We start from the raw sequence: 23,660 nt of genomic DNA, 5'->3' as shown, positions 1-23,660 counted from the left end.
GGTGTCCGTTCGGCGGACACCCCGGTTGCCGGGGGCTTGAGCTCATCGGTCTGGGGACTCGCTGGATAGAGCGGCTGCCATTTGCGCCAGGGTGGCTCGCCCTTTCGGGGCATGCAGTTCTGGCATGAGCGCCAGGTAGCACTGCGCGGTGGTCAGGACGAGTTCGTCGAGACGGCCAGCCGCTGCTGCGTCGGCGATGTGGCCGAGGAAGTGGGCGTGCTCGAACTGGAATCGGCAGGCGATGATGCCGCCCGCACGCCGGTGATCTGGCGATTCGTCCTGTTCTACCCAGGCTTGGACCATGGATACCGCGGCTTCGATGCCTGTGTCGGTGCGCAGTGCCGCCATCAGTTTGCCGCCGGTGTCGGCGATGGCTGCGAGTAGCGCTGTGTGCCTGCCGTCGGCCGCGGATTGGTTGACGATGAATGCGGCGCCTTGCTGATCGGCCGATGCAAGGTGTGAGAGCAGTGCGGATGCCCGCTGCTCGTCGACGGGTGAAGTGGTCACGGGGTCTGTCATGAGATCGATTGCCTTACATTCCGGGGGCGGCTGCGGCCGCGGTGGTGTGGTACTCGAAGTCGCGCATGAGTCCTCCGGAATCCCTTGCGGCAGCGTCGATTTTGACGTCGTAGTTGTTGTTCGTCTCGTTCGGTGCGTTCTGGTCGCTTTGCGCGGGTTGGCCGCCCAGCTGGCCGGCGGACTTCCCGCCGGCGGTGTTCGGCAGTGCTGGGCCCATGCCTGCTAGCCCGCCGAGGAGCTTGGTGGCCCAGTTGTTGTTGGCCAGCTCCGATCCGCCGGTGGGCAGCAGGGTTTCCATGACGCCGCTGACACCGATGCTGCCGGCTTGGGATCCGAACTCGATGGCGCGAGAGCCGAGCTTGATTGCGGTTTGCGCAGCCTGTCCGGCGCCTGGCGCCATGACGTCGAGGGCCATACCGCCGGCCTGCATGCCGAGACCGATCGCGCCGCCGCCGGTGAGTCCGACCGCGCCGCCACCGCCGGAGCCCCCGGGCGGGGCGAGCCCACCGATCGGTGTGGCACCCGCGCCAGGGCCTCCCGGGCCGCCGAAGAACGCAGCCTGCGGCATTCCGGTGCTGAATGGGCCGCCGCTGCTGGGCACCGACCCGAGTGGCGGCAGGACCGCCGGGGTGAGGGCGGGGTTGGTCAGCGAGGGGTCGCTGTTGAGCGCGGCCGAGGACGGCACACCGCTGGTGGACAGTGACGGGCTCGGCGCCAACGACGGGCTGGTAGTCAGTGACGGCACGCCGCCGGTGGCCGGCCGGTAGTAGTGCGACGTGAACGACGGGTCGTATGCACCGGTACCGCCGACACCACCGCGGGCCGCTGCCTCCTTCGACCCCCAGTTGAAGGGCGTTCCGCCGGGCAGTGTTGCCTGCATGTGGTCGGGGTTGAACCCGACACGCATGTCACCCGGTCCGCCCATACCGGGCCGGAACCCGCGGGACTGCAGCCACTCGTGAGCGTTGTGCGTCGTCATCGACGCCCCACCGGTGGGCCGCCCGTCCAGCATGTTGACGAGGTCTTCGACGGCGCTGGAGCAGTCGGCCAGACCCTGGGTGAGATCGCCGCGTTCTTCCTGGGTGTAGCGGCCGGACGGCACGTTGGCCAGCAGCGCGGCGTCCCCGGGGTAGGCCCCGTATCCCATGCCGCCGCCGAGCGCGGCCGGGCCGATCCCCGACGGCCCGTATCCGCCGTACATGCGCTGGGGGTCGATGCCGGTGAATCGATCGCCGAACGCGCCCTGGGCACCGAGGACCCCCATTGCGCCGTAGCCACCCTGGGACGGGGAGGCGGCCGCGATGGCGCCGAGCTGTGCCATCGGGCCAGCGGCAGCAAGATTGGCGACGAACTTGATCAGGTTCTCCGCAAGCCCAGGCAGACCACGCGACAGGCCGAAGTCCTGGTCCAGTTTCGCGCCGATATCGCCCAGCTGGTTGGCAGCGGAGTTGAGCTGGTTGATTCCCGCGCGGGTGGCCGACAGTCGTGCTTCGTTCAATCGCAGCTGAGCTTCGTGCTCGTCTTCTTCTGCCTTGGCCACGTCGTTGCGGGCGTCCTGGATGTCGCTGTCTGTCGCGGTGTTGGTGGACTGGAGCTGGGTGAGTCGGGCGCGCTTCTCCTCGAGGTCGTGGCGGGCGTCGTAGACGGCGTTCTCGGCGGAGAACAGCGCCGCGGTGGGCGCGGTGCTGCGATTGGCTGTGTAGGGCAGCACGGGCGCGTCGGGCAGTCGCGGGCCGCTGTTGGTGCCCGTGGGTACTGGCACGTCGAACAGCGGTGTCTCGGGGGCGTTGTGCGGGCGTCCGTTGGTCAGGCCAGTCCCGAAGGGTGCACGCCCGGGGTGGGGTTGGAACTGGTCGGCGCCGGGTCCGAAGCTGCCGCCGGTGCGGTTGAGGCCTGGGTCATACGCAGTGCCGGGCAGGTAGGGGCGCCCCTGGTCGTCATATTGGACTGCGGGCAGCCCGACCTCGCCAGGGGTGCGGACGTCGGAGTTCAGGCCCACACCGGCCAGCGGAGCCCATTTGCCGATCGTCAGCAGCCAGGGCGGCATCTTGATCTTGGCCAGTGCGGCGGTGATCCCGCCAGCGCCCTTGCCGGCGGCGGCGGGCAGGCCGGTGCTGAGCAGGGTGCTGATGGTCTGTAGTGACGAGGTCAGTGCGGCGACGCCCTGGATGGTCTTCCATGCTGTGAACGCGCCGACCACGCCCCAGATCAGGTTGGGGTGTTCGCGCAGCAGCTTCGACACGGAGTCCAGACCGTCGACCAGGACGGGCAGCACCTCACGGGCGGCCGGCCCCAGGGAGACGAATGCGTTGCCCACCGCGATGATGGCTCTGCCGATCTCCTTGGCCACGGCCAACGCGTCAGCCATGTGTTGTTTCAGCTCGCCGGTGCGCATCCCTTCGCTGATGAACGCGGCGAACTTCTGCGCGGCGGCGCTGACCGCGTCGGCCATGCCGGGCAGGAACTCCGAGCCGACGCTCATGATGTCGGTCATGGCTGCGGTGAAAGGGGCCGCGGCCGGTGCCAGCTTGTCGAACGCGCTCACCACGTTATCGGCGAGGTTGTCCAGCGAAGCGAAGGTATCCGGGGACATCAGCTGACTGGTGACGCCCATGAAAATCTCATTGAACGCACCCGCGACGCCGACGGTGACACGCTGCACGGTCGGCATCAATGATGTTGACAGTGACTGGATTTGGCCCGATATCCCATCGAACAGGGCGTCCTGAGTCGTGTTCTTCAGCGAGTCGAAGGCGGGCATCAACGATCGGATCGACAGCGCTGCTTGCTGGGCATTCGGGGACAGCGACTGCAGTGACTCGGCGAACTTCTCCGGGTCGCGCAGGTTGCTCATCGCGTCGCCGAACCCGAGGGTGGCGATCTTGAGGGCCCCGAACGCGGCGACAGCCCCGCCGATCGCACCGGGCAGCAGCGCTATTGCACCGGCGGCGGTGGCCGCGGCACCAGCTGCGACGGCGAGCGTGGGGGCCAGCGCACCGATGGCCAGCGCACCGCTACCCTTGCCCATCAAGCTCAGGCTGGTGTTGAGGGTGGCCATGCGTGAGACGGTGCGGTCAGATTCCTCGTTGGAACGCATCATGGCACGGGTTGCATCGCGCACCGCGGCGGCGTGCGCCCGCTGGGCCCGAGCCAGGGCTTCCGACTGCTGGATCTTCTGTCGGTCAGTCGCGGTCGATTTCTTCTGCAGCTCCGCATATTTCGCCATCTCGACATTGACCCGGCCCATCGAGTCGGCCACCTTGTCGGTGGCCTTCTCCATCCGGGCTGCCGATCGTTCGACTCGCGGGCCGGAGCGTTCGATGCCCGCGGAAAGGTTCTCCCCGAAGTTCTTACCGGCACGCTCGCCCGCGCTATCGAACTCATCGACAAGGGCCCTGGCGTCCTGGCGCACCCGCCGCTCGTTGAGCCGGGTGAAGACGTCCACATGGATCGCCAAGATCGCTACCTTCTATCGGCTCGATGGCTGACAAGTCACTCGGTGCCCTGTCGGTGGGGGTGCGCCAGACGCACCCCCACCGTGACACCCGTTGCGGCCGTTAGCAGTCCAGGACGCGGAAGGCTGCGTCGTTCACGCTGTCCGCGCCGCTGCGGAACCAGGCGTGCCAGCCGGCCTTGCCGTTGGGTCGCCCGTTGGGGCCGAACAGGTGGGGGATGTAGGACATGGTGGCGCCCAAACGATCCGCGATGACGTAGTTGCGGAAGTTTCCGAACACCAACATGTGGTTGGTCTGGCCGGCGGCGATGGTGCTCTTCATCGCTTCGGCGATGTAGTTGGGTCGGCCGAGCAGCTCGGACTTGCGGCCGTCGGCGAGCTGGCCCCACAGTGCGTTGCCGCCGCCCTGATCGAACTGGCGCAAGGCGTTGTAGGTCTTGCGGTGCGCCAGCCAGGAACCGTTGGCGGCATAGCGCTGCGGCAGCGCGCTATCGAGGTCGTACACATCCTTAGCGGACAGGGTGTCGGCCGTGATGGCCGGCCTCACCGAGGCGGTTCCGGCCAGCGCGGTGATGATGCCGGTCGGCTGGCCCACGCCTGTCCCGGTGACGTGCGCGATGGATTCCTTGGTGTCCTTGTCGTCGGCCAGCATTCGGGCGATGTCGTCGGCCAGCCCGGGGGCGTCCATCTGCAGCTCATGCGAAAGCGGCACGAACGCCTGGTACTTGTGCACCGGGATCGCGGGCTGTTCCAGCGTCGGGGAATCGTCGGAGACCTCTTCGCCTTCACCGTCCCACGAGCCGAACACCCCAGTGGAGGAGAGGCCATGCCAGACGTCGCCTGTGGCTTGGACCACGCGAGCGATCTCACGGACCTGATTCACCGAACCGTCGGCGGTCAGGATGACCGACGGGTCGAGCTGGAACGGCACGGCGAAGCCGCCATTGAGGTCGACCAGCGACATCGCGCGGGCCAGCATCTCCTGGTCTTCGGCACGCAGCGCTGCCATGTTGCCCTTGGCGCGGATGATCTTGATGAACGACCGCATGTACTGCGGGCTGGTGGTGGCCAGCACCAGCTGTGCTGTCGGACTGCCGAGGTCGGGGTCGTCGCGCTCGATGAACCGGGTTGCCGCTTCCCGGACCTTGTCGGTGGCCTGGGGCATGTCCTCGACAGCGTCGAGGGCACGTTCGTGCAGCTCCTTGCCGATCGATTCCTCGTCGCGGCCGAACACACCCATGCGCGTCAGGTGGCTGGTGTCCCAGGGGTCGCGGTGTCGGCGGCGTGCACCACCTGCTCGGCCACGCTGGTCACCGTCGTCTCGGGTGCTGTCCCCGCCGCCGGTGCTGCCGGGGAAGAAGCGCAGGTCGCTCGCAGCGTCGCGGATGGCGGCGAAGTTGCGATCGATGCCCTCCAGTTGACGGTTTCCAGCCTCGATGAGCTCGGTGAGTTCGTCGAAGCGTTCGGCCTCGGCGCCGGTGAGGTCGGCACCGCCGGCGCGGTCGAGCAGCGTGCGGGCTTCCTTGCGGGCGTCGGCGATCTGTCGTTCCAGAGCGTCGGGGCGGGTCTCGAGGCGGATGGTCATGGTGGAGTCAGTTCCTTTCCAGGGAGAGCAGTTTGAGGCGGCGTCGGGCCGTGGAGCTGGTGATGGTGCTGCCGGATTGGTGTGTGCGCAGCGTGGCGCTGGTGCTGCTGTAGGCCGGCCAGACGACCGGGCCGACTTCAGTCACGCGGACCTCTTTGAGGGTGCGTAGCAGGGGTGCGCGTTCGGGCTGTTCGCCGTAGAACAGGATCCGCTTGACGTCTTCGGGCTGGACGAGCTTGCCGCGGGTGTCGCGCCACTCCTCCCGGATCACGGAGAACCGGAAACTCATGCCGTCGACGGCACCGGAGGCGATGGCCTCGCGCAGCGATTCCCACAGCGTGGCCGCGGCCATCCGCGCTGCGACGTACAGGCCGCGTTCGTCTTCGTGAATGTCGGTGATCACCCCGCAGGGCAGTGAGCCGAACAGTGGGTGCCGGCCGTGGTCGAACTGGAATTTCGGGGCCACCTCGCGCAGCGACTTGCGGAACGCGCCGGGCGCGATCTGCTCGTCGAATCTGCCCTCTCCCCAGGAATCGATCCGGGTCGGGGTGTTGAACATGGCCCCAAAGCCCTGGAAGTTGCGGCCATCGTCGGCGTCGGTGTCGGCGGCCCCGTCGCGGACCGCGGTGAACGGCAGCGACCGACAAAGGTTGTCGCGCACCAAGGTTCTCATGCGCGCTCCAGGTCTAACAGGGCCAACCGGCGGCGGGCGGTATCAGCGGAGATCCGGCGTTCGGTAGTGCTCGCGGCTGGTTGCGAGCGGGCCGGCGACTGACCGGGGAGCCCCAGGCGCACATCGATCAGCTTGAACTCGCTGGCGCCGACGCGTTGGGTGCGGACCGTGACCGGCCAGTCGGTGGCCATGTCGAGGGCCGCGGAAAGCTCCTCGGGCACAGCGAACGTCGCATGCAGGCCTTCGTCAGTCTCCCGCAGCTGGGCGCCTTCACCGAGCACGACGGGACGGGCCTTGCCGAGGTCGGCCAGTAGCCGAACCTTGGCCGCCCGCTCAGCGATCGTGCGGGCAAAGCAACCGCGGGTGGCGGTGTCTCCGTAGGAGACGAGGAGACCGCTCACGGTGCGGCCTTCGCCGACTGTGAGAACAGCTGAATACGTGAGTGTTTCGCTCAAAGGATCACCAGACCGTGAACAGGCGGATACGCGCTGACGGGTGCATGGTGACCGGGAGCTGTCCAGGTGGGCCGTTTCTGCGGGGCCTGGCGTGCTGCGGATACCGAGCTGTCACAACGATAGCCGATCCTGCGGAGCATGTTCAATCACGCGCCGGCGGCGGTGTCGCCGCGACCGATGATTCGGGCCGTCCACTGCGCCAGGTGCGCTGTCGCGTGCGGCGTGGCCAGCTCGGGCAGGATCGCCGAATAGATGCCCACCACAGACGCCAGCAGTTCGAAGGGCCGGCCGACTTCGTTGGCCTCCAACAGGACGGCATTGAATGCGTCGGTGTCGGTGTCGCGGCGCGCCACGATAGCCGTGGCCGCGCGGCGGGCGTCACCGTTGTCGGGACGGCGGCGTGTCTCCTGCTCGATCAGCTGCCACACCGCCATGAGCGCGCCCGGGGTGCGCAGCTCGTCAGTGACGATGCGGTAGCAGTCGATGGTGGCCAGGAGCAGCTGCGCGGTGCGGCGCTCGCCGGCTGCCTGGTCGACGACGAACTGCATGCCGGCGGCCGAGCCGTTGGCCTCGTGGCCGATCAGCGCGGCGGCACGCTGGTAGTCGATGGTGTTCAGCGCTCGCGGGTCGTGCGGCATGCGGGGCTCCTTCGTGGGGGGGATTTGGTGCTGCTTAATCGCGCAGTAGGCCTGCGACGACGCCGCTGGGCTGCTGGCTGGCGGGTAGGGAGTTCAGCCACACGCGGCAGGCGTCGAGTGCGGGGCACCGACTGCACAGGCCCAGAGCTTGCGTCTGGCGCTGGCGGGCGACCTCGGTGTTCTCGTCGGGGTGTCGTTCGTCGAATAGGTGGGCGCGGCCACGGCATCGGGCTCCGGGCAGAGCTGGTGTCCGGGTGGCAGATATCAGTGCGGCGAGCACCGGGTCGTTCAGTTTCTCGACAGGCATCGTGCGCATCGGCTTCCGCGGTGTCGGATTCATGCGGCGCCGTTTCCTCCGTTCCCGGGCGGCTGCGGCTACGTCTGACCTACACAGGTCGCATCGGCAGTTCCAGGGCTGTTGATACCTGGAGTGCCCGTGCGGTGGTGGTTCTTTGGTGCGTGCCATCTTTCGGGTCTGCCCTCTTCTGCCTGCATGGGGGTTCGGGTTGAGGCGTTCTGTCTGCACATCGGCTCGGGTTGACCGGTGTCTACCTGCACTCCTGTTCTGGTTCAGTACCAGCTGTAACGCGGTACAGATGACGGTGGGATGGGAAGTGTCAGACGGTATTCCGCCATCTGTCGCCGCCGAGGGTTCGCTCTGGAGGTCTGTTCGAGCAGCTCCAGTCGCCGGCCAGCGGCCAGCGCGCCGTCCACCGCGCGGCTGCCGACTCGGCACAATCGGGCCAACGCCTGCGTTCCAGGTCTCGCGTTCGCACCCAGATCGTCCGTGCAGGCCCACAGCGCGATCAGGACGAGTTTTTGAGTCGCGGTCAGGTCACAGTGCCCGAGAACGCGTTCCAGCCACTCGTAGCGGTCCACAGAGACGATTCGACTCACGTCCGCTGTGGACCCTCGCTGGAGGTCAGGCGCCGCGCGCTGAGCTCATCGAGCGTGAGCACATCGAACACCCCTGGGCCGCCGACGACCCGGACATGGTGCCCGCCGCCGCTGGTGAACTGTTCGCGGTGAGGCTGATTCGTCTCGTGGGTGACGTCGGGGTGCCAGATGTGGGTGTGTCGAATGCCGTGGTCCTCGATGCGATCGACGACTGTCTGAACGGCGCGGCCGTCGGAGTATCGCTGCGCCGACGGTGGAAGGTGCGCGTCATCGGCGTGCGCTGCCAGCGACTCCCGGATCCTCCCTTGGACCAGCTCAAGCATCGTTTGCATATCCTCAGCGGCTGGCGGCATGTCGATCAGGCCGAGCCGATCGATCGCGTAGTCGAGGAGATCTGCACTGATGGCGGCCAGGTAGCGCAGGTCATCGAGCGGGGTTCGGTTCGTGCTCATGGTCAGGTCCCTTGATCGTCGTTGCGTGCGTGGCGGGGTTCGGCGAAGTCCACGGCGGGCACAGGCCCCTGATCGTCAATGGCGACCAGCGACGGCTGAATCCGGTGCAAGCACGGGATCCGGCGAACGTGAACCCCGCCGTAATCGTCGGTGCGGGTGCAGTACTCACCAGCAGCTGCCTTGCACTGCCCGCAGGGTTCACCGAGAGCGCCGGCGTAGGCACGCTCGCATATTTTGCGCGACGGTACCGGGCGTCGGCCCTGCCTAGCGCCGCGATTGGTCGTCATCCGACATCCTCGATGGACAGCGCCACGCTGGGGTCACGTGCCGGTTGCCGAGCCCAGCTCTCGTAGTTGTCGCTGCGAAGCCAGCGCCGAGACGCCACCCGGCAGTGCAGGTGCCCCCGCCCTTCGATGATCGGCCAGCCACAGAAGTCGCAGAGCCAGAACAGCGGCAGCTGGAGGTCGGATCGTGGGTGACGCTTCATGCCGACCTCGCAGCATTGTGGTGCTGGACGATCGGATCCACGGGGGTGCGACCGTCTGGGCCGAGAAGTTCCCCGTATTCGTTGCACAGCGTGCAGGCCGCGATCGCGGCCGATCTGGCGGCACCGGCCGCGGCCCTATCTCGCTGACAGGCTTCTCGGTGTGACTTGCAATCCGAGCACCATCCCTCGCCTCGGATCTTCTTGCATCGTTTGCAGGGAGGGGCTTGTTGGGGCCTCGGGCGCAGTCCGTATGCGGCTGGGTTGTCGAGCTCTGGTGACGGGCGCCGCGCGCGGTCTTCTTCTAATTCACTTCTTCTAACTACTTCCCCCGAACCCCCGTTCGGGGTTTCGGGACTCTGTGTTCGGGGTTTAGGAGCTTCTGTGTTCGGGGTTTCTGATGCCAAACCCCGAACTGGGGTTCGGGGTTTTTGGTCCACAAACCCCGAACCCGCGTTCGGGGTTTGTGGCACCATGAGTCGCCACCGATTTGTTTGCCCGCGACCACCCTTGCTCGCGTGAATACACACGATCAAGCCTCTTTTTGTGAGCGCTTTCAACGCGACCTGAACACCTTTTTGGGTCATCTCGCAGTTCTCGGCGATAGTCGGTATCGAAGGCCAAACCTCGGGCTTATCCGGCCCGGCGAACTCGCACAATTCCACCGCTACGCGGAACTGGCCGGGGGTCAGACCGATGTTCCGAAGGCTTCTCCGGAACTCTCGCGGGTTGAAAGCCGCGGCATCGTCGAGAGGTACCGACGTCTGTTCTCCGACACCCACGGCAGGCATTCCTCGGCTCATTGGCGCGGGATGCTCTTCTCTGCCCCGTCCAGGCTGAGGCCGCCGGAAACCGCGGCCGATTCGGCCTGTTTTAGCCGCTCCAGTTCAGCGGCTGCCTCGATGAGCGTTTCGGCCAACTTGACGGCGTCGGGTGTACTGATCTGTGTGCCGTCAAGCCCGTACACGGAAAGGTGCGGACCATCGACAGCGCCCGTCTCGTCTTGATATCCGTCGATATCAACGCTGCAATAGCCCAGTTCACGTGCGGCCCACTGGATCACTCGGTATCGGAGGCCGGATGCCTTATCGACGCTGTCCCAACTGAAAATGGCGCTGGCACCACGGGGCGGTTGGATACGGGCAGTCAGCTCGGCAATCACCGCGTTCTCGGTGATGTAGTCTCGCGCCTCCCCAATGAGCCACTCGCGTTGCGCGGCGTCCGCGCTGGTGTCGCCGGCCTGCTTCTCGAAGCACTCAAGCTCCAATACCTGCGTTTCGGTAAGCCGATCAGCGAGATCGCGCCAAGACACGGCGTCATTTTCGGGGTGTGTCATGATGGTCATGCCTTTCTGTTCTCACGGGTGGATTGGTCGCTACGGCCCTCGCCCGGTGCGTCAACACCGGGAACCGCGGGGGTCGTTCGCATGTCAGGGGTGCGGTCATCGTCAACCAGACCCAAATCGGCGTGATGCTCCTGAGGCCACATCAGGCGGCGCCCCGTGGCCCGTCGGTTCGAGTGACGGTGTTGGCTTCGAGGAAATCGCGGACATCTGACCAGCGGTACAGGACCCGCCTGCCGACCTTGCAGAATTTAGGCCCAGTACCTCGATAGCGCATCGTGGCAAGTCGCTGTTCTGTCGTTTTCAACGCGTCGGCAACCTCTTTCGGTAGGGCGGTGTCGATATCGGGCGGTCGCTTGGGAGCGGTCAAGACAAGCAATCCTCTCGTGATACGTGATTATCAGTGACGTGTGACGAGGATGCATCATTCGCTATCCGGAGTCAAGTCACGTGAAACTCAGATATCGTCCGTTATGTGGTGGAAGAAACGTTGACTCTTGCCGAAGTGATCGGTCGCAACTGCAAGGCGATTCGACAGGATTCCGGACTTACTCAGGATGAGCTGGCGCGATCCGCTCGCCGGCTCGGTCTGCGCTGGACGGCCTCGTCTGTCGGCGATTTTGAGGCCGCTAGATCATCGCCGGGTTTCGTAACTCTGCTCGTGTTGGCGATGGCCCTCCAGCATGCGACCGGTTCGGTGGTCACCATCTCTGACCTGGTTTTGCATCAAGGGGTCATAGAGCTCAATGACTCGCTGCGGATGACGGGGCTCGACCTAGCGGAGTTCCTTGAACGCGGCGTCATGAGCTTTGTTGACTCGGAAAGTGCTGCAAGGGAATCTGATTCGGGTAGCTCGGGTGTGGGGGAGGGGCGGTCTCAGGCGCTGGTCGAATTCGAATCTCGAATGGGTGTAACAATGCGGGATCTGACGGACTTGTTGCATCGAAGCGGAGTCGCCGAGCGGCGACTAGCTAAGCAGCTCGGCGTGGATCTTCAACAACTGTCTCTGGCGTCATTTAGGCTGTGGGGCAACACCTTTAGTGAAGAGCGCGACCAGCAGGCTGGTTCGGATGCTAATCAGCAGAAGAGGGGGCGCGTATCGCGCCGGCTTCGCGAAGAACTGCGTGGGGAGCTAGAAAATGGCAAGGGTTGAACCCTACGAAACCAAGTCAGGTCGGAGATGGCGGGTCAGGTATCGAACCCCCGACCGACGTCAGACGGATAGGCGCGGCTTCAAGACAAAGCGCGACGCGGAGGCCTTCGCGGCCGAGGTTGAGGTGTCCAAGCGGCGCGGCGAATACATCGCACCGACCCTCGGCCGCGTCACGATAGGGGAGCTGGGCCCGTCCTGGATGCAGCGGCAGCAAGGCCACATGAAGCCCAGCGGCTACCGCTCCTACGAGTCAGCGTGGCGCGTCCACGTCGAGCCGCGGTGGCGCCAGGCGCGGGTATCGGACATCCGCTACACCGACGTGCAGGCGTGGGTCACCGAGCTGACCGAGAAGCTGAGCCCGTCGATGGTGGCCACCGTCTACTCGGTGCTCGCGCGGATCCTCGACGACGCGGTCCGCGATCGCATTCTGGCCGCCAACCCGGCCCGCGGTGTGAAGCTCCCAGCACGCGGCAAGCGCCGAAACCTGTACCTGAACGTCGAGCAGCTGCACCGGCTAGCGACGGAGTCCGGCCGCTACGGATCACTGATCCTCCTCTTGGGTACCGCTGGCCTCCGATGGGGTGAGGCCGCTGCGCTCACCGTGGGTGATATCGACTTCCTGCGCCGGCGGATCGTGCTGCACCAGAACGCTGTCGCGGTCGGCGGCAAGACACATGTGGGCACGCTGAAGTCCGGGCATCACCGCACGGTGGCGCTGTCCGGTTTCGTCGTCGACGAGCTGGCGGTGACGTGCGCAGGCAAGGCGCGTGACGAGCTGATCTGGCCGGCACGCGACGGCGGATACCTCGGCCCGCCGTCATCGGTGCGTTCCTGGCTTGCTGGTGCTGTCGGCCGCTGCCAGGCCGCCGACCCCGAGTTCCCGAGGGTCACAGCGCACGCACTGCGACACACCGCGGCGTCGTTGGCGATCTCGTCGGGCGCCAACGTGAAGGTGGTTCAGCGGATGCTGGGGCACGCGTCAGCGGCGATGACGCTGGACGTTTACGCCGATTTGTTCGATGACGACCTCGCTGGCGTGGCCGACCGCCTTGATGCGAGTGTGGGCAAATTGTGGGCAAAAGCCGCGAATCCAGCGGGTTGACCCGCCGGTAAACAACCTGTACCAGCGGCGATGCCGATTACTGCTTGGTGCCCTCGGTGAGATTCGAACTCACACTGCACGGGTTTTGAATCCGTTTCCTCTGCCAGTTGGGATACGAGGGCGAGTGTTCCTGCGGTCTTCCACCTTAAGGGATGCGTGCGGGTGCCTTGACCGCAGGGACCGGCTGGGCCTTGTTCACCCCGCGGTCGCCCGATGTCGGCAATCGCGACACAATGTCAGCCATGATGGCATCCATGACCGAAGCCTCCGCCGCGCGCCGCGTGCTGATCGCCGAAGACGAAGCGTTGATCCGGATGGACCTCGCCGAGATGCTGCGTGACGAAGGTTATGAGGTGGTGGGCCAGGCCGGCGACGGTCAGGAGGCCGTCGACCTCGCCGAGAGCCTGACCCCGGACCTGGTGATCATGGATGTGAAGATGCCGCGTCGCGACGGTATCGACGCCGCCTCCGAGATCGCCGCCAAACGGATTGCGCCGATCGTCATCCTGACGGCCTTCTCCCAGCGCGAGCTTGTCGAACGGGCCCGCGACGCGGGCGCGATGGCCTATCTGGTCAAGCCGTTCTCCATCACCGACCTGATCCCGGCGATCGAACTGGCCGTCAGCCGGTTCAGTGAGATCTCGGCGCTGGAGAACGAGGTGGCCACGCTCTCGGAGCGACTGGAGACGCGCAAGCTCGTCGAACGCGCCAAGGGGCTGTTGCAGGCCAACCAGGGGATGACCGAGCCCGAGGCCTTCAAATGGATCCAGCGGGCCGCCATGGATCGGCGAACCACCATGAAACGCGTGGCCGAGGTGGTGCTGGAGACGCTGGGCGCCCCCGGCGAGGAATCCGCCGAACCCCAGAAGTGACGCCTCCGCGCGACACCATCGGTTAAGACTGCGTTTCCGACCCCGCTCTTTGGGCTTCTCGCCGAGCCGATCCGCGCCACACGTCGCCGAACAGCACGCGATACGGCGATGTAGTGGATAAGGTCGTCGGCGAAGCATCGCCAGATCCGGCTGTTCCGGCCGGTCCGAAGATGCCTGACGGAGAACAGGGAACCGGAGGTGAGACGTGCGCGGTCACGTGGCACGCAAGGCATTTGCGCTCGGCGGGGCGGGTCTGATGGCGCTGGCTATTGCCGGCTGCAGTCAGAGCACACCCGAAGAGGAGGCGGCTCAGACGAATCTCAAGATCGTCGAGAAGGTCCAGATCGATGAGAACGGCGGTGAAGTCGCGGCCGCAGCCGGCGCAACCCCAGCCGATCCCGCCGGGGACGGCAAGGCGACCTGCCCGCCGGTGTCGCTCGCGATGGCCGGTGCGCTCAACGGTCCGGACGCTGCGCTGGGCATCAATATCCGCAACGGTGTCCAGCTCGCCGTCGACAAGCACAACGCCGCCAACCCCGGTTGCCAGGTCCAGCTGAAGACCTTCGACACCGAGGGCGATCCGCAGAAGGCGTCGAACATCGCCCCGCGCATCATCGAGGACCAGTACACGATCGGTCTGATCGGGCCGGCCTTCTCCGGGGAGACCAAGGCCACCGGCGGCGTCTTCGACCAGGCGGGTCTGGCCGCGGTCACCGCATCGGCCACCAACGTCACGCTTTCGGAGAACGGCTGGAAGACCTTCTTCCGCGGCCTGGCCAACGACGGCGTCCAGGGCCCCTCGGTGGCCAACTACCTGAAGAACACGCTGGGCCACAAGAAGGTCTGCGTCGTCGACGACAGCACCGACTACGGCCTGGGCCTGGCCACCGCGGTGCGCGACACGCTGGGCCCGGTCGCCGATCCGGCCTGCAACATCTCGGTCAAGAAGGGCGATAAGGACTTCTCGGCCGCGGTGACCCAGATCAACGGTGCGGCACCGGATTCGGTGTTCTTCGGAGGGTACTACGCGGAGGCCGCGCCGCTGGTGCAGCAGCTGCGTGACAGCGGCTTCGGTGGCACCTTCGCCAGTGCCGACGGCAGCAAGGACAACGAGTTCGTCAAGCAGGCAGGCGAGTCGTCCAAGGGCGCGCTGCTGGCCTGCCCGTGCGGCCCGGCCACCGGCAGCTTCGCCCAGGAGTACACCGACAAGTTCGGGCAGGAGCCCGGTACGTACAGCACCGAGGGTTATGACCTGGGCACCATCATGCTCAAGGGCATCGACTCCGGTGCCATCACCAGGCCGGCCCTGCTGGACTATGTGCGCAACTACAAGGGCCAGGGTGTCGCCCGCGAATACCAGTGGACGCCGGTGGGTGAGCTCACCACCACGCTGATCTGGGTGTACGACGTCCAGTAATCGTCGACGCGAAGCGCGTCCGGGAGCGCATGCCCTCGGACGCGCTTCGTTCGTCTCGGACCATCCCGAGCCCACGACACACTGAGGAGCCCAGTCCCGGATGAATCAGGCCGCCAACATCAATTTCAACGTCGGTGCGCTGGTCGACAGCTTCTGGCAGTTGACGGTCGACGGCCTGTCGTGGGGCGCGATCTATGCGCTGGTCGCCGTCGGCTACACGCTCGTCTTCGGCGTTCTGCGACTGATCAACTTCGCGCATTCCGAGATCTTCATGCTGGGGATGTTCGGGGCCTACTTCGCCCTGGACGTCATCCTGGGTTTCACCCCCAGCGGTAATGCCTACAACAAGGGCATCGCGCTGACGATCCTGTACCTGGGCGTGGCCATGCTGTTCGCCATGCTGGTCTCCGGCGGCGCGGCGGTGGGGTTGGAGTTCATCGCCTACCGTCCACTGCGCAAGCGCAACGCCCGCGCACTGACCTTCCTCATCACCGCCATCGGCATGTCGTTCGTCCTGCAGCAGTTCGTGCTGTTCATCCTGCCCACGTTGATCCCCGGCTATGGCGGCCCCAATGCCCAACAGCCGATTGTGTTGGTGCAGCCGAGAACTCAGTTCGAGATCTTCGGGGTGGCGATCTCCAACACCACGATCGTCATCATCGGTGCGGCGCTGGTGTTGGCGCTGCTCACCGATCTGGCGCTGAATCGGACCAAGCTGGGACGCGGGGTGCGCGCCGTCGCGCAGGATCCCAATACCGCCACCCTGATGGGGGTTTCGCGGGAGCGGGTCATCATGACGACCTTCCTGATCGGTGGCCTGCTCGCCGGCGCCGCGGCCTTGCTGTACACGTTGAAGGTGCCCCAAGGCATCATCTACTCCGGCGGATTCCTGCTGGGCATCAAGGCCTTCTCGGCGGCGGTGCTCGGCGGTATCGGTAATCTGCGCGGCGCGCTGCTCGGCGGGCTGTTGCTCGGGGTGATGGAGAACTACGGGCAGGCCGTCTTCGGTACCCAGTGGCGCGATGTGGTGGCCTTCGTGCTGCTCGTGCTGGTGTTGTTGGTCAGACCGACCGGCATCCTGGGGGAGAGCCTCGGAAAGGCACGCGTATGAGCGTCTGGGCGAAGGTCATGGACTGGTGGGACGGTCTGAACCGCCCGCAGAAGTGGGTATTCGGCGCCGTGCTGTTCACGGGGTTGGCGCTCTCACCGCTGTTCACACCGGGTTTCATCGACACACCCGGCATCAGCTTCGGTGGCACGATGGCGCAGTTCGCGATGATCGCCATCATTGCCATCGGGCTCAACGTGGTGGTCGGCCAGGCGGGGCTGCTGGATCTCGGTTACGTCGGCTTCTACGCCGTGGGCGCGTACACGGTGGCGCTGCTGACCAGTCCGGAGAGCCCGTGGAACCAGATGAGCGCGTCGGGTTTCTTCAGCACGCCGTGGGCCTGGGTGTCCTGCCTGCCCATCGCCATGGCGATCACCGCGCTGAGCGGACTGATCCTGGGCACCCCGACGCTGCGCCTGCGCGGCGACTACCTGGCCATCGTCACCCTCGGTTTCGGCGAGATCATCCGGCTGCTCGCCGACAACCTCTCCGACATCACCAACGGCCCGCGCGGGCTCAACGAGGTGGCCTTCCCACACTTCCTGGAGACCGAACAGCACCCCGAGGGCGTGTTCTCGGTGTCGAACTCCGGCGGCGACACCAACTACGGGACCTGGTGGTTCTGGTTGGGCCTGGTGCTCGTCGTCATCATCTTGCTGCTCGTCGGGAACCTGGAGCGCAGCCGCGTCGGCCGCGCGTGGATCGCGGTCCGCGAAGACGAGGACGCCGCCGAGGTGATGGGCGTCAACGCATTCAAGTTCAAGCTCTGGGCGTTCACCATCGGTGCGGCCATCGGCGGACTGTCCGGCGCGCTCTACGCGGGCCAGGTTCAATACGTCGCCCCCCCGACGTTCAACATCATCAACTCGATGCTGTTCCTGTGTGCCGTCGTGCTCGGCGGGCAGGGCAACAAACTCGGTGTCATCCTCGGCGCGTTCATCATCGTCTACCTGCCGAACCGACTGCTCGGCGTGCACTTCCTCGGCATCGACATGGGAAACCTCAAGTATTTGTTCTTCGGACTGGCGCTGGTGGTGCTGATGATCTTCCGTCCGCAGGGACTTTTCCCGGCCCGTCAGCACCTGCTGACGTATGGGAAGGCGGCACGAAAACTGTTACGCGCCAACCCGACCGACACGGAGCCGGCCAAATGAGCGGGCCGGAGAACTTCGAGGACAACGTCGCCGAGATCGCCGGCGTGCACCGTGAGATCCAGGCAGATCGGGGTGACATCCTCCTGCAGACCGATGACCTCACGGTCAAGTTCGGTGGCCTGACCGCCCTGGACGCGGTGACGTTCAACATCAAGCGCGGTGAGATCCTGGGCCTCATCGGGCCCAACGGTGCGGGAAAGACCACCTGCTTCAACGCCATCACCGGGGTATACCGGCCCAGTTCGGGCTCGGTGACCTTCGACGGCTCACCGATCGGGCGTGTCAAACGCCACCAGATCACCCGCCTCGGCATCGCCCGCACGTTCCAGAACATCCGGCTGTTCGGTGAGATGACGGCGCTGGAGAACGTCATGGTGGGCACCGATGCGCGTCACCACACCTCGGTCCCCGGTGCTCTGTTCCGGTCCAATCGGCATCGCCGCGAAGAGAAGTCGGCCATCGAACGCTCGGCGGCGCTGCTGCATTTCGTCGGTATCGCCCATCGCGGTGAGGAGAAGGCGAAGAACCTGCCCTACGGCGATCAGCGTCGCCTGGAGATCGCCAGGGCGCTGGCCACCGAACCGAAGCTGCTGTGCCTCGACGAACCCGCGGCCGGATTCAACCCCAGCGAGAAGTCGGCCCTGATCGAGCTGATCCGCAAGATCCGCGATGACGGGTACACCGTGTTGTTGATAGAACACGATATGCGGCTGGTGATGGGGGTGACCGACCGCATCGTGGTGCTGGAGTTCGGTCGCAAGATCGCCGACGGCCTGCCCGCCGAAATCCGCGAGGACCCCGCGGTCATCGCCGCCTACCTGGGAGTGCCCGATGACGAACTCGCATGAGGTCGATACCCGCAAGGTCCTGCTCGAGGTGCGCGATATCGTCGTGCATTACGGCCGGATCCGAGCCCTCAACGGTGTGTCGCTCACCGTCCACGAAGGCGAGTTGGTGACCCTACTGGGCTCCAACGGCGCGGGCAAGACCACCATGATGCGGGCCATCTCGGGTCTGCTCTCGTTGACCTCGGGATCTGTCTGGTTCGACGGTGCGGACGTCAGCAAGGTCAAGGCGCACAAGCGAGTTGCCGACGGACTCATCCAGGCTCCCGAGGGTCGCGGGGTGTTCCCTGGCATGACCATCATCGAGAACCTCGAGATGGGTTGCTACGGGCGCAAATTCCCCTCGAAGGCCGAACACGACGAGAAGCTCGATTGGGTGCTGACGACGTTCCCGCGGCTGGCCGAACGGCGCACGCAGGTCGGTGGCACGCTCTCCGGTGGGGAGCAGCAGATGCTGGCCATCGGCCGGGCGCTGATGGCGCGGCCCAAGGTGCTCCTTCTCGACGAGCCGTCGATGGGGTTGGCGCCCATGGTGATATCGCAGATCTTCAAGATCATCTCCGAGATCAACAGTCAGGGCACCACGGTGCTGCTGGTCGAGCAGAACGCGCAGCAGGCGCTCAGCCGTTCGGACCGCGCCTACATCCTGGAGACCGGTGAGGTGACCCGCACCGGGGTCGCCCGCGACCTGCTGCACGACGACAGCATCCGCGCCGCCTACCTCGGCGTCGCCTAGGTGCCTTCACGTCAGGCGATGCGGTATCGCTTCACCCGCGCGGTTGCCCCGGACACCAGCTCCAGCCGACTGCGCGGTACCCCCAGATGGGCGGCGAGCAGCTTGGTGACGGCCTCGTTGGCCTTTCCGTCCACCGCACGCTCGGGCACATAGACGGTCAGCTCCCCGTCGTCACCGACCTCGACGAGCGGACCCTTGCGGCTACCGGGTTTGACACGCACGACGACGCTTTCGCTCACCACACCATCATCGCGCGAGTGTGCGTGCAGTGGTGTCGGGGCCCGGGGTGGGGTGTTACATGGCGATGATGACCGAGGAGCCGTGGCCGAAGAGGCCTTGGTTGGCGGTGATGCCGACGGTGGCGCCTTGGACTTGGCGGCCGGTGGCTTGGCCTTTGAGTTGCCAGGTGAGTTCGCAGATTTGGGCGATGGCTTGGGCGGGGATGGCTTCGCCGAAGGAGGCCAGGCCGCCGGAGGCGTTGACCGGGATGCGGCCGCCGATGGTGGTGGCTCCGGTGCGCAGCAGGTGTTCGGCTTCGCCGCGTGGGCAGAGTCCGAGGTGTTCGTACCAGTCGAGTTCTAGTGCGGTGGACAGGTCGTAGACCTCGGCCAGGGAGAGGTCCTCGGGGCCGATGCCGGCTTCGGTGTAGGCGGCGTCGAGGATTTGGTCTTTGAAGACGCGGTCGGGTCCGGGGACCACGGCGGTGGAGTCGGTGGCGATGTCGGGTAGTTCGGGTAGGTGTTGGGGGTATTGGGGGGATTGCAGGCTGACCGCGCGTACTGAGGGGACCCCGGCGGTGGTGCCGAGGTGTTTTTCGGTGAATTTTTTGGAGGCGACGATGAGGGCGGCGGCGCCGTCGCTGGTGGCGCAGATGTCGAGCAGTCGCAGTGGGTCGGAGACGACCGGGGAGGCCAGGACGTCGTCGACGGTGGCTTCTTTGCGGTAGCGGGCGTTGGGGTTGTTCAGGCCGTGGCGGGCGTTTTTGACCTTGACGCCTGCGAAGTCTTCGACGGTGGCGCCGTAGAGGTCCATGCGGCGTCGGGCGAGTAGGGCGAAGTAGACGGTGTTGGTGGCGCCGATGAGGTGGAAGCGTTGCCAGTCGGGGTCGTTTTTGCGTTCGCCGCCGACGGGGGCGAAGAAGCCTTTGGGGGTGGTGTCGGCGCCGATGACCAGGGCGACGTCGCAGAGGCCGGCCAGGATGTGGGCGCGGGCGGATTGCAGGGCTTGGGATCCGGAGGCGCAGGCGGCGTAGCTGGAGGTGATGGGGATGCCGTTCCAGCCGAGTTTTTGGGTGAAGGTGGCCCCGGCGACGAAGCCGGGGTAGCCGTTGCGGATGGTGTCCGCGCCGGCGACGAGTTGGATGTGTTGCCAGTCCAGGCCGGCTTCGGCGAGGGCGGCGCGGGCGGCGATGACGCCGTATTCGGTGAAGTCGCGTCCCCATTTGCCCCAGGGGTGCATGCCTGCGCCGAGGATGTAGACCGGTTCCGGTGCCATTATCGAGCGATCCTCCAGGCGTGGGTGGTGCGTTGTGTGCCGTCGTCGTCGGTGTAGAGGGTCATGGTGGTCAGTTCCATTTCCATTCCGACGTTCAGGTCGGCGGCCAGGGTGCCTTCGACGACTTTGCCGAGCACGATGAGGCCTTCGTCGGCGAGTTCGACTGCGGCGACGGCGAAGGGTTCGAACGGGTCGGGGCAGGGATAGGGCGGCGGTGGTGCGTAGCGGTTTTCGGTGTAGCTCCATACGGTGCCGCGCCGGGACAACGGCACCAGGTCCAGGGTGTCGCTGTCGCAGCCGGGGTTGGGGCAGTTGTTTTCCCGGGGTGGGAAGACATAGGTGGCACACGCGGTGCACTTACCGCCGATCAGATGCGTGGCCCCGGACTCATCGGTGGCGAACCACCCTTCCACCGCGGGAGCTGTCGATGCTGCTGGCACGGACGTCAGAATACCCAGATCGAGCCCAAAACTGAAACGTGTTGCAGTTCTCAGTTCGAGCTCAGCAGGATGCGTAGCAGATCGTCGGGATTGTCGCGCATGAGGTTGTGTTTGCCGTCGAGTTCGTGGACTACCCAGCTCGGATCGTCGCGCACCCGTTCGTAGGAGGGCCGCAACGGCGAATCACCAGGCCAGCCCAACGCGTACACGAACACCCGCCGACGAAACCGGTTCAGATCACCGTCGAGTCGCAGCGGCTGCAGGACGGTGGCCAACGGGTGCGCGGTCGCGCGGTTGTCGAAGAACGGCATCGGTGGGACCCCGAAACCGGTGGCATCGACGCCGACGTACCACCGACGTTCCTCCTCGTTGACCAGATCCCAGCAGGATTCACCGTCGTGGGGGACCACCGCGTCGACGAACACCAGCGATGCCACCCGGTGTGGGATGCGGTCGGCGACGCCGGTGATCACCATCCCGCCATAGCTGTGCCCGACCAGGACGAGTTCGTCATCTCCGCAGGCATCCGCATCGATGGCACCGACGACGTCGAGGATGTGGGTGTCCAGGTTGACCCCGCCCGGCAACAGGTGGGCTCGTTCGGCGACACCGGTCAGCGTCACCGCCAGCACACGGTGGCCGTCGGCGCGCAGTGTCGCTGCCAGATCGTCGAAACACCAGGCGCCGTGGCACATTCCGGGAATCATCACGTAGGTGGACATCAGTGGTTACTCCTTGCCGTGTCGTGGCGATATGTGGCGGTGATGCGGCGAAGATCGGCCGTGGTGTGGCCCAGCGCGCGATGCATATCGCGGTTGGCGACGATCACCGCGGCGGTCTCGCGGAGTCGCTGCTCGGCGTAGCGGCGCAGCCCGGGGATCCCGTTCGCGGCATACTCGTCGGCCAGCACCCGGGCGTCGACGATGGACTGGGATCCGCCGTTGGCGCCGACCGGATACATCGGGTGGGCCGCGTCTCCGAGTAGTGTCACCCGTCCGGTTCCCCAGTGCGGCAACGGTTCCCGGTCGACCATGGGGTACTGGTAGATCTGCCGGGTTGCTTCGATCAGCGCCACCGGGTCCAGCTGATTCAGTCGCCAGCTCGCGACATGCCTGCGCACCTGCGTTACGTCGATCGCCGAATTCCACTGTGTGTCAACGTCGAGCATGCCCGGAGATCCGGTGGGCACCTGCAGAACCCAATTCACCAACCGCTCGCCGATCGGATAGGCCACCAGATCGACTCCGCCATCGCCCTTGACGATCGCCATGGTCTGGCCATCGAGAAATGCCGGTATGTCGGCGGCCCCGCGAAACATCGTGATACCCGACCACATCAGGGGGTCGGCGCCGGGATGAACGGCGCGGCGTACCGCCGAGTTGATTCCGTCCGCGCCGATCAGCGCTGCGCCGCAGATGTTTCCGTTCGTGGTGCGCACCTCGACGCCGTCGGCGCTCTGGGCGAACCCGGTGACTGTGGTTCCGGGCCGGACCGCGCCATCGCCGATGCGCTCGGTGACGGTATCGAGCAGCAGCTTCTGCAGCATCCCGCGATGAACCGACAGTTGCGGGTGGCTGTCCCCGGCGGCCAGCCCGCGCGGTTCGCGGAACAGCAGCTCGCCGGAGGAGGCGTAGAACTCGATCGAATGCGGTGCGATCGCGATATTCCGTACCGCGGCGGCCAGCCCGAGTTCGTCCAGCTCCCGGACCGCGTGGGGGAGCAGATTGATCCCCACGCCGAGTGGGCGCAACGTCCGCACGCGTTCCAGGTTGACGGTCCGGACGCCGCGCGCGTGCAGGGCCAACGCGGCGGTCAGGCCGCCGATCCCGGCCCCGGCTATCACCATATCGATATTCATGTCACCACCCTGCGTGGCAAGCATGAATAACTCCAATACATGTTTGCTCTGGTATCTATAATCAGCGCTTATGGAACTGCGCCAACTGGAGTACTTCGTCGCGGTGGCCGAGGAGCGCAGTTTCACCAGGGCCGCCGAGCGGGAGCGGGTGGCGCAACCGGCGGTGAGCGCGCAGATCCGGCGGTTGGAGCGCCAGATGGGCCAGACCCTGCTGATCCGCTCAAGCCGGGATGTCCGGCTGACCCAGGCCGGTATCGCACTGCTCCCGCACGCGCGCGCGGCACTGGCCGCCGTGCGCGCGGCCCGGCGCGCGGTCGACGAGGTCGCCGGCCTGATCCGGGGAGCGGTTGCGATCGGCACGGTGACACTGCATCCGGTGGATATCGCGGGACTGATCGCGGACTTCTACGCGCAGTACCCGGCGGTCGAAATCACCTTGGCAACCGACAATTCCGATGCGCTGTTGGACAAGCTCGCCGACGGGCGGCTCGATCTGGCCATCGTCTCCCTGGGCCTCGACGAGCATCCGCCCGGGTTGGATGTCCACACGGTGACCGACGAGGCCGTCGTCGCGGCGGTGGCCGCGCACCATCCGCTGGCCGGTCGCGCGACGTTGCCGGTGGCTGAGCTGTCCGACCACCGGCTGATCTCCCTGCCGGTGGGGACGGGATTGCGCACGCGTCTCGACAATGCTTGTGCCGACGCGGGAATCACCGCGAATGTGGCATTCGAGGCGACCAGTCCGCTCGAACTCGCCGACCTGGGCGCGCACGGTCTGGGCGTCGCGATCCTGCCCGAGTCGATGGCCCGCAACCGCCCCGGCCTGCACGCCGTGGATCTCGATCCGGCGCTGCGCGGGCGACTGGTGTGGGCGTGGCGGCGAGACATGAGCGGTCCGGCCGCGCGTCTGCTGCGGGATCGAGCGACCGCAGCCCGGGACCGCTCCGGGTAGCGGTGCGAGACTGTCGGAGCGGGTGCCTAG

Annotated in this window: 26 protein-coding genes and 1 tRNA gene; 9 read left to right on the top strand and 18 right to left on the bottom strand. The window is 66.1% G+C overall.

The annotated features are described in order from the left end of the window. Positions 1-42 precede the first annotated feature (42 nt). From PGN27_RS04270 to PGN27_RS04220, 12 genes are all read right to left on the bottom strand, one after another. Positions 43-519, bottom strand: a complete 477-nt coding sequence (locus PGN27_RS04270) for a hypothetical protein (RefSeq protein WP_335324973.1) — start codon at positions 517-519, stop codon at positions 43-45. Positions 520-532: 13 nt separating this feature from the next. Next, a complete protein-coding gene (locus tag PGN27_RS04265; RefSeq protein WP_335324972.1) occupies positions 533-3,976 on the bottom strand; it encodes a hypothetical protein in 3,444 nt (1,147 codons plus the stop codon). 100 nt (positions 3,977-4,076) lie between these two features. Beyond that, positions 4,077-5,558 carry a phage major capsid protein gene (locus tag PGN27_RS04260; RefSeq protein ID WP_335324971.1) on the bottom strand — a complete coding sequence of 494 codons (1,482 nt, stop codon included), beginning with the start codon at positions 5,556-5,558 and terminating at the stop codon, positions 4,077-4,079. A gap of 7 nt (positions 5,559-5,565) precedes the next feature. Next, positions 5,566-6,231, bottom strand: a complete 666-nt coding sequence (locus tag PGN27_RS04255; RefSeq protein WP_335324970.1) for an HK97 family phage prohead protease — start codon at positions 6,229-6,231, stop codon at positions 5,566-5,568. Then, positions 6,228-6,632, bottom strand: coding sequence for an HK97 family phage prohead protease (locus PGN27_RS04250; protein ID WP_335324969.1), 405 nt, complete (start codon positions 6,630-6,632; stop codon positions 6,228-6,230). Before PGN27_RS04250 ends, PGN27_RS04255 begins: the two co-directional genes overlap by 4 nt. 200 nt (positions 6,633-6,832) lie before the next feature. Next, on the bottom strand, positions 6,833-7,324 hold the full coding sequence (locus PGN27_RS04245) for a hypothetical protein (RefSeq protein ID WP_335324968.1): 492 nt from the start codon (positions 7,322-7,324) through the stop codon (positions 6,833-6,835). Between the two features lie 34 nt (positions 7,325-7,358). Next, positions 7,359-7,664, bottom strand: coding sequence for a hypothetical protein (locus tag PGN27_RS04240; RefSeq protein ID WP_335324967.1), 306 nt, complete (start codon positions 7,662-7,664; stop codon positions 7,359-7,361). Positions 7,665-7,894: 230 nt separating this feature from the next. Beyond that, positions 7,895-8,203: a hypothetical protein gene (locus tag PGN27_RS04235; protein WP_335324966.1), complete on the bottom strand. Its 309-nt coding sequence runs from the start codon at positions 8,201-8,203 to the stop codon at positions 7,895-7,897. Between the two features lie 14 nt (positions 8,204-8,217). Then, the gene (locus PGN27_RS04230; protein WP_335324965.1) at positions 8,218-8,673 is read right to left on the bottom strand and encodes a hypothetical protein; all 456 of its coding nucleotides are present in this window, start codon (positions 8,671-8,673) and stop codon (positions 8,218-8,220) included. A gap of 283 nt (positions 8,674-8,956) precedes the next feature. After that, entirely contained in the window at positions 8,957-9,160 is a 204-nt protein-coding gene (locus PGN27_RS04225) for a hypothetical protein (protein ID WP_335324964.1), read from the bottom strand. Further along, on the bottom strand, positions 9,157-9,948 hold the full coding sequence (locus PGN27_RS25695; RefSeq protein WP_418888527.1) for a helix-turn-helix domain-containing protein: 792 nt from the start codon (positions 9,946-9,948) through the stop codon (positions 9,157-9,159). The genes PGN27_RS04225 and PGN27_RS25695 overlap by 4 nt, the downstream gene beginning before the upstream one ends. 8 nt (positions 9,949-9,956) lie before the next feature. Then, positions 9,957-10,502, bottom strand: a complete 546-nt coding sequence (locus PGN27_RS04220) for a hypothetical protein (protein ID WP_335324963.1) — start codon at positions 10,500-10,502, stop codon at positions 9,957-9,959. Positions 10,503-10,974: 472 nt separating this feature from the next. On the opposite strand from PGN27_RS04220, the gene PGN27_RS04210 reads away from it, so the two are divergent. Both PGN27_RS04210 and PGN27_RS04205 read left to right on the top strand, forming a co-directional pair. Next, complete coding sequence (locus tag PGN27_RS04210) at positions 10,975-11,652, top strand: helix-turn-helix domain-containing protein (protein WP_335324962.1); 678 nt, start codon at positions 10,975-10,977, stop codon at positions 11,650-11,652. After that, positions 11,639-12,754 carry a site-specific integrase gene (locus tag PGN27_RS04205; RefSeq protein ID WP_335324961.1) on the top strand — a complete coding sequence of 372 codons (1,116 nt, stop codon included), beginning with the start codon at positions 11,639-11,641 and terminating at the stop codon, positions 12,752-12,754. Before PGN27_RS04210 ends, PGN27_RS04205 begins: the two co-directional genes overlap by 14 nt. 45 nt (positions 12,755-12,799) lie before the next feature. Here the strand turns inward: PGN27_RS04205 and PGN27_RS04200 are convergent. Next, positions 12,800-12,876, bottom strand: a tRNA-Leu gene (locus PGN27_RS04200). 120 nt (positions 12,877-12,996) lie between these two features. Here PGN27_RS04200 and PGN27_RS04195 point away from each other — a divergent pair. The 6 genes from PGN27_RS04195 to PGN27_RS04170 all read left to right on the top strand — a co-directional run bounded on the left by PGN27_RS04195 (position 12,997) and on the right by PGN27_RS04170 (position 18,886). Next, a complete protein-coding gene (locus tag PGN27_RS04195) occupies positions 12,997-13,626 on the top strand; it encodes a two-component system response regulator PdtaR (RefSeq protein ID WP_418888525.1) in 630 nt (209 codons plus the stop codon). 205 nt (positions 13,627-13,831) lie between these two features. After that, a complete protein-coding gene (locus tag PGN27_RS04190) occupies positions 13,832-15,043 on the top strand; it encodes a branched-chain amino acid ABC transporter substrate-binding protein (protein WP_335324959.1) in 1,212 nt (403 codons plus the stop codon). Between the two features lie 100 nt (positions 15,044-15,143). Next, positions 15,144-16,154 (top strand): branched-chain amino acid ABC transporter permease, encoded by a 1,011-nt coding sequence (locus tag PGN27_RS04185; RefSeq protein WP_335324958.1) that lies wholly within the window; start codon positions 15,144-15,146, stop codon positions 16,152-16,154. Further along, positions 16,151-17,305 carry a branched-chain amino acid ABC transporter permease gene (locus PGN27_RS04180; RefSeq protein WP_335324957.1) on the top strand — a complete coding sequence of 385 codons (1,155 nt, stop codon included), beginning with the start codon at positions 16,151-16,153 and terminating at the stop codon, positions 17,303-17,305. Before PGN27_RS04185 ends, PGN27_RS04180 begins: the two co-directional genes overlap by 4 nt. Then, positions 17,302-18,153 (top strand): ABC transporter ATP-binding protein, encoded by an 852-nt coding sequence (locus PGN27_RS04175; protein WP_335324956.1) that lies wholly within the window; start codon positions 17,302-17,304, stop codon positions 18,151-18,153. Before PGN27_RS04180 ends, PGN27_RS04175 begins: the two co-directional genes overlap by 4 nt. Beyond that, a complete protein-coding gene (locus tag PGN27_RS04170; protein ID WP_335324955.1) occupies positions 18,137-18,886 on the top strand; it encodes an ABC transporter ATP-binding protein in 750 nt (249 codons plus the stop codon). The genes PGN27_RS04175 and PGN27_RS04170 overlap by 17 nt, the downstream gene beginning before the upstream one ends. A gap of 11 nt (positions 18,887-18,897) precedes the next feature. Here PGN27_RS04170 and PGN27_RS04165 read toward each other — a convergent pair whose 3' ends face one another. The 5 genes from PGN27_RS04165 to PGN27_RS04145 are packed head-to-tail and all read right to left on the bottom strand — an operon-like array spanning position 18,898 to position 22,702. Then, positions 18,898-19,125, bottom strand: coding sequence for a DUF167 domain-containing protein (locus PGN27_RS04165; RefSeq protein ID WP_335324954.1), 228 nt, complete (start codon positions 19,123-19,125; stop codon positions 18,898-18,900). 55 nt (positions 19,126-19,180) lie between these two features. After that, positions 19,181-20,380, bottom strand: a complete 1,200-nt coding sequence (locus tag PGN27_RS04160; protein WP_335324953.1) for a lipid-transfer protein — start codon at positions 20,378-20,380, stop codon at positions 19,181-19,183. Beyond that, on the bottom strand, positions 20,380-20,820 hold the full coding sequence (locus tag PGN27_RS04155) for a Zn-ribbon domain-containing OB-fold protein (protein WP_335324952.1): 441 nt from the start codon (positions 20,818-20,820) through the stop codon (positions 20,380-20,382). Before PGN27_RS04155 ends, PGN27_RS04160 begins: the two co-directional genes overlap by 1 nt. A 50-nt stretch (positions 20,821-20,870) precedes the next feature. Continuing rightward, positions 20,871-21,542: an alpha/beta fold hydrolase gene (locus PGN27_RS04150; protein ID WP_335324951.1), complete on the bottom strand. Its 672-nt coding sequence runs from the start codon at positions 21,540-21,542 to the stop codon at positions 20,871-20,873. Next, complete coding sequence (locus tag PGN27_RS04145) at positions 21,542-22,702, bottom strand: FAD-dependent monooxygenase (RefSeq protein ID WP_335324950.1); 1,161 nt, start codon at positions 22,700-22,702, stop codon at positions 21,542-21,544. Before PGN27_RS04145 ends, PGN27_RS04150 begins: the two co-directional genes overlap by 1 nt. A 46-nt stretch (positions 22,703-22,748) precedes the next feature. Here PGN27_RS04145 and PGN27_RS04140 point away from each other — a divergent pair, with 46 nt between their 5' ends. Beyond that, on the top strand, positions 22,749-23,630 hold the full coding sequence (locus PGN27_RS04140; RefSeq protein WP_335324949.1) for a LysR family transcriptional regulator: 882 nt from the start codon (positions 22,749-22,751) through the stop codon (positions 23,628-23,630). Positions 23,631-23,660 lie beyond the last annotated feature (30 nt).

The organism is Mycolicibacterium neoaurum (genome assembly GCF_036946495.1).
Classification (GTDB): Bacteria; Actinomycetota; Actinomycetes; order Mycobacteriales; family Mycobacteriaceae; genus Mycobacterium; species Mycobacterium neoaurum_B.
Note: the sequence above shows the minus strand (reverse complement) of the source record. Positions and strands in the feature narration are given on the sequence as shown.

Coding starts and splice junctions, on each gene's coding strand:
- PGN27_RS04270 (WP_335324973.1), bottom strand. CDS start 519: ATGACAGACCCCGTGACCACTTCACCCGTCGACGAGCAGCGGGCATCC.
- PGN27_RS04260 (WP_335324971.1), bottom strand. CDS start 5,558: ATGACCATCCGCCTCGAGACCCGCCCCGACGCTCTGGAACGACAGATC.
- PGN27_RS04255 (WP_335324970.1), bottom strand. CDS start 6,231: ATGAGAACCTTGGTGCGCGACAACCTTTGTCGGTCGCTGCCGTTCACC.
- PGN27_RS04245 (WP_335324968.1), bottom strand. CDS start 7,324: ATGCCGCACGACCCGCGAGCGCTGAACACCATCGACTACCAGCGTGCC.
- PGN27_RS04240 (WP_335324967.1), bottom strand. CDS start 7,664: ATGAATCCGACACCGCGGAAGCCGATGCGCACGATGCCTGTCGAGAAA.
- PGN27_RS04230 (WP_335324965.1), bottom strand. CDS start 8,673: ATGAGCACGAACCGAACCCCGCTCGATGACCTGCGCTACCTGGCCGCC.
- PGN27_RS04225 (WP_335324964.1), bottom strand. CDS start 9,160: ATGAAGCGTCACCCACGATCCGACCTCCAGCTGCCGCTGTTCTGGCTC.
- PGN27_RS25695 (WP_418888527.1), bottom strand. CDS start 9,948: ATGCCTGCCGTGGGTGTCGGAGAACAGACGTCGGTACCTCTCGACGAT.
- PGN27_RS04220 (WP_335324963.1), bottom strand. CDS start 10,502: ATGACCATCATGACACACCCCGAAAATGACGCCGTGTCTTGGCGCGAT.
- PGN27_RS04205 (WP_335324961.1), top strand. CDS start 11,639: ATGGCAAGGGTTGAACCCTACGAAACCAAGTCAGGTCGGAGATGGCGG.
- PGN27_RS04195 (WP_418888525.1), top strand. CDS start 12,997: ATGATGGCATCCATGACCGAAGCCTCCGCCGCGCGCCGCGTGCTGATC.
- PGN27_RS04185 (WP_335324958.1), top strand. CDS start 15,144: ATGAATCAGGCCGCCAACATCAATTTCAACGTCGGTGCGCTGGTCGAC.
- PGN27_RS04180 (WP_335324957.1), top strand. CDS start 16,151: ATGAGCGTCTGGGCGAAGGTCATGGACTGGTGGGACGGTCTGAACCGC.
- PGN27_RS04175 (WP_335324956.1), top strand. CDS start 17,302: ATGAGCGGGCCGGAGAACTTCGAGGACAACGTCGCCGAGATCGCCGGC.
- PGN27_RS04170 (WP_335324955.1), top strand. CDS start 18,137: ATGACGAACTCGCATGAGGTCGATACCCGCAAGGTCCTGCTCGAGGTG.
- PGN27_RS04160 (WP_335324953.1), bottom strand. CDS start 20,380: ATGGCACCGGAACCGGTCTACATCCTCGGCGCAGGCATGCACCCCTGG.
- PGN27_RS04150 (WP_335324951.1), bottom strand. CDS start 21,542: ATGTCCACCTACGTGATGATTCCCGGAATGTGCCACGGCGCCTGGTGT.
- PGN27_RS04145 (WP_335324950.1), bottom strand. CDS start 22,702: ATGCTTGCCACGCAGGGTGGTGACATGAATATCGATATGGTGATAGCC.
- PGN27_RS04140 (WP_335324949.1), top strand. CDS start 22,749: ATGGAACTGCGCCAACTGGAGTACTTCGTCGCGGTGGCCGAGGAGCGC.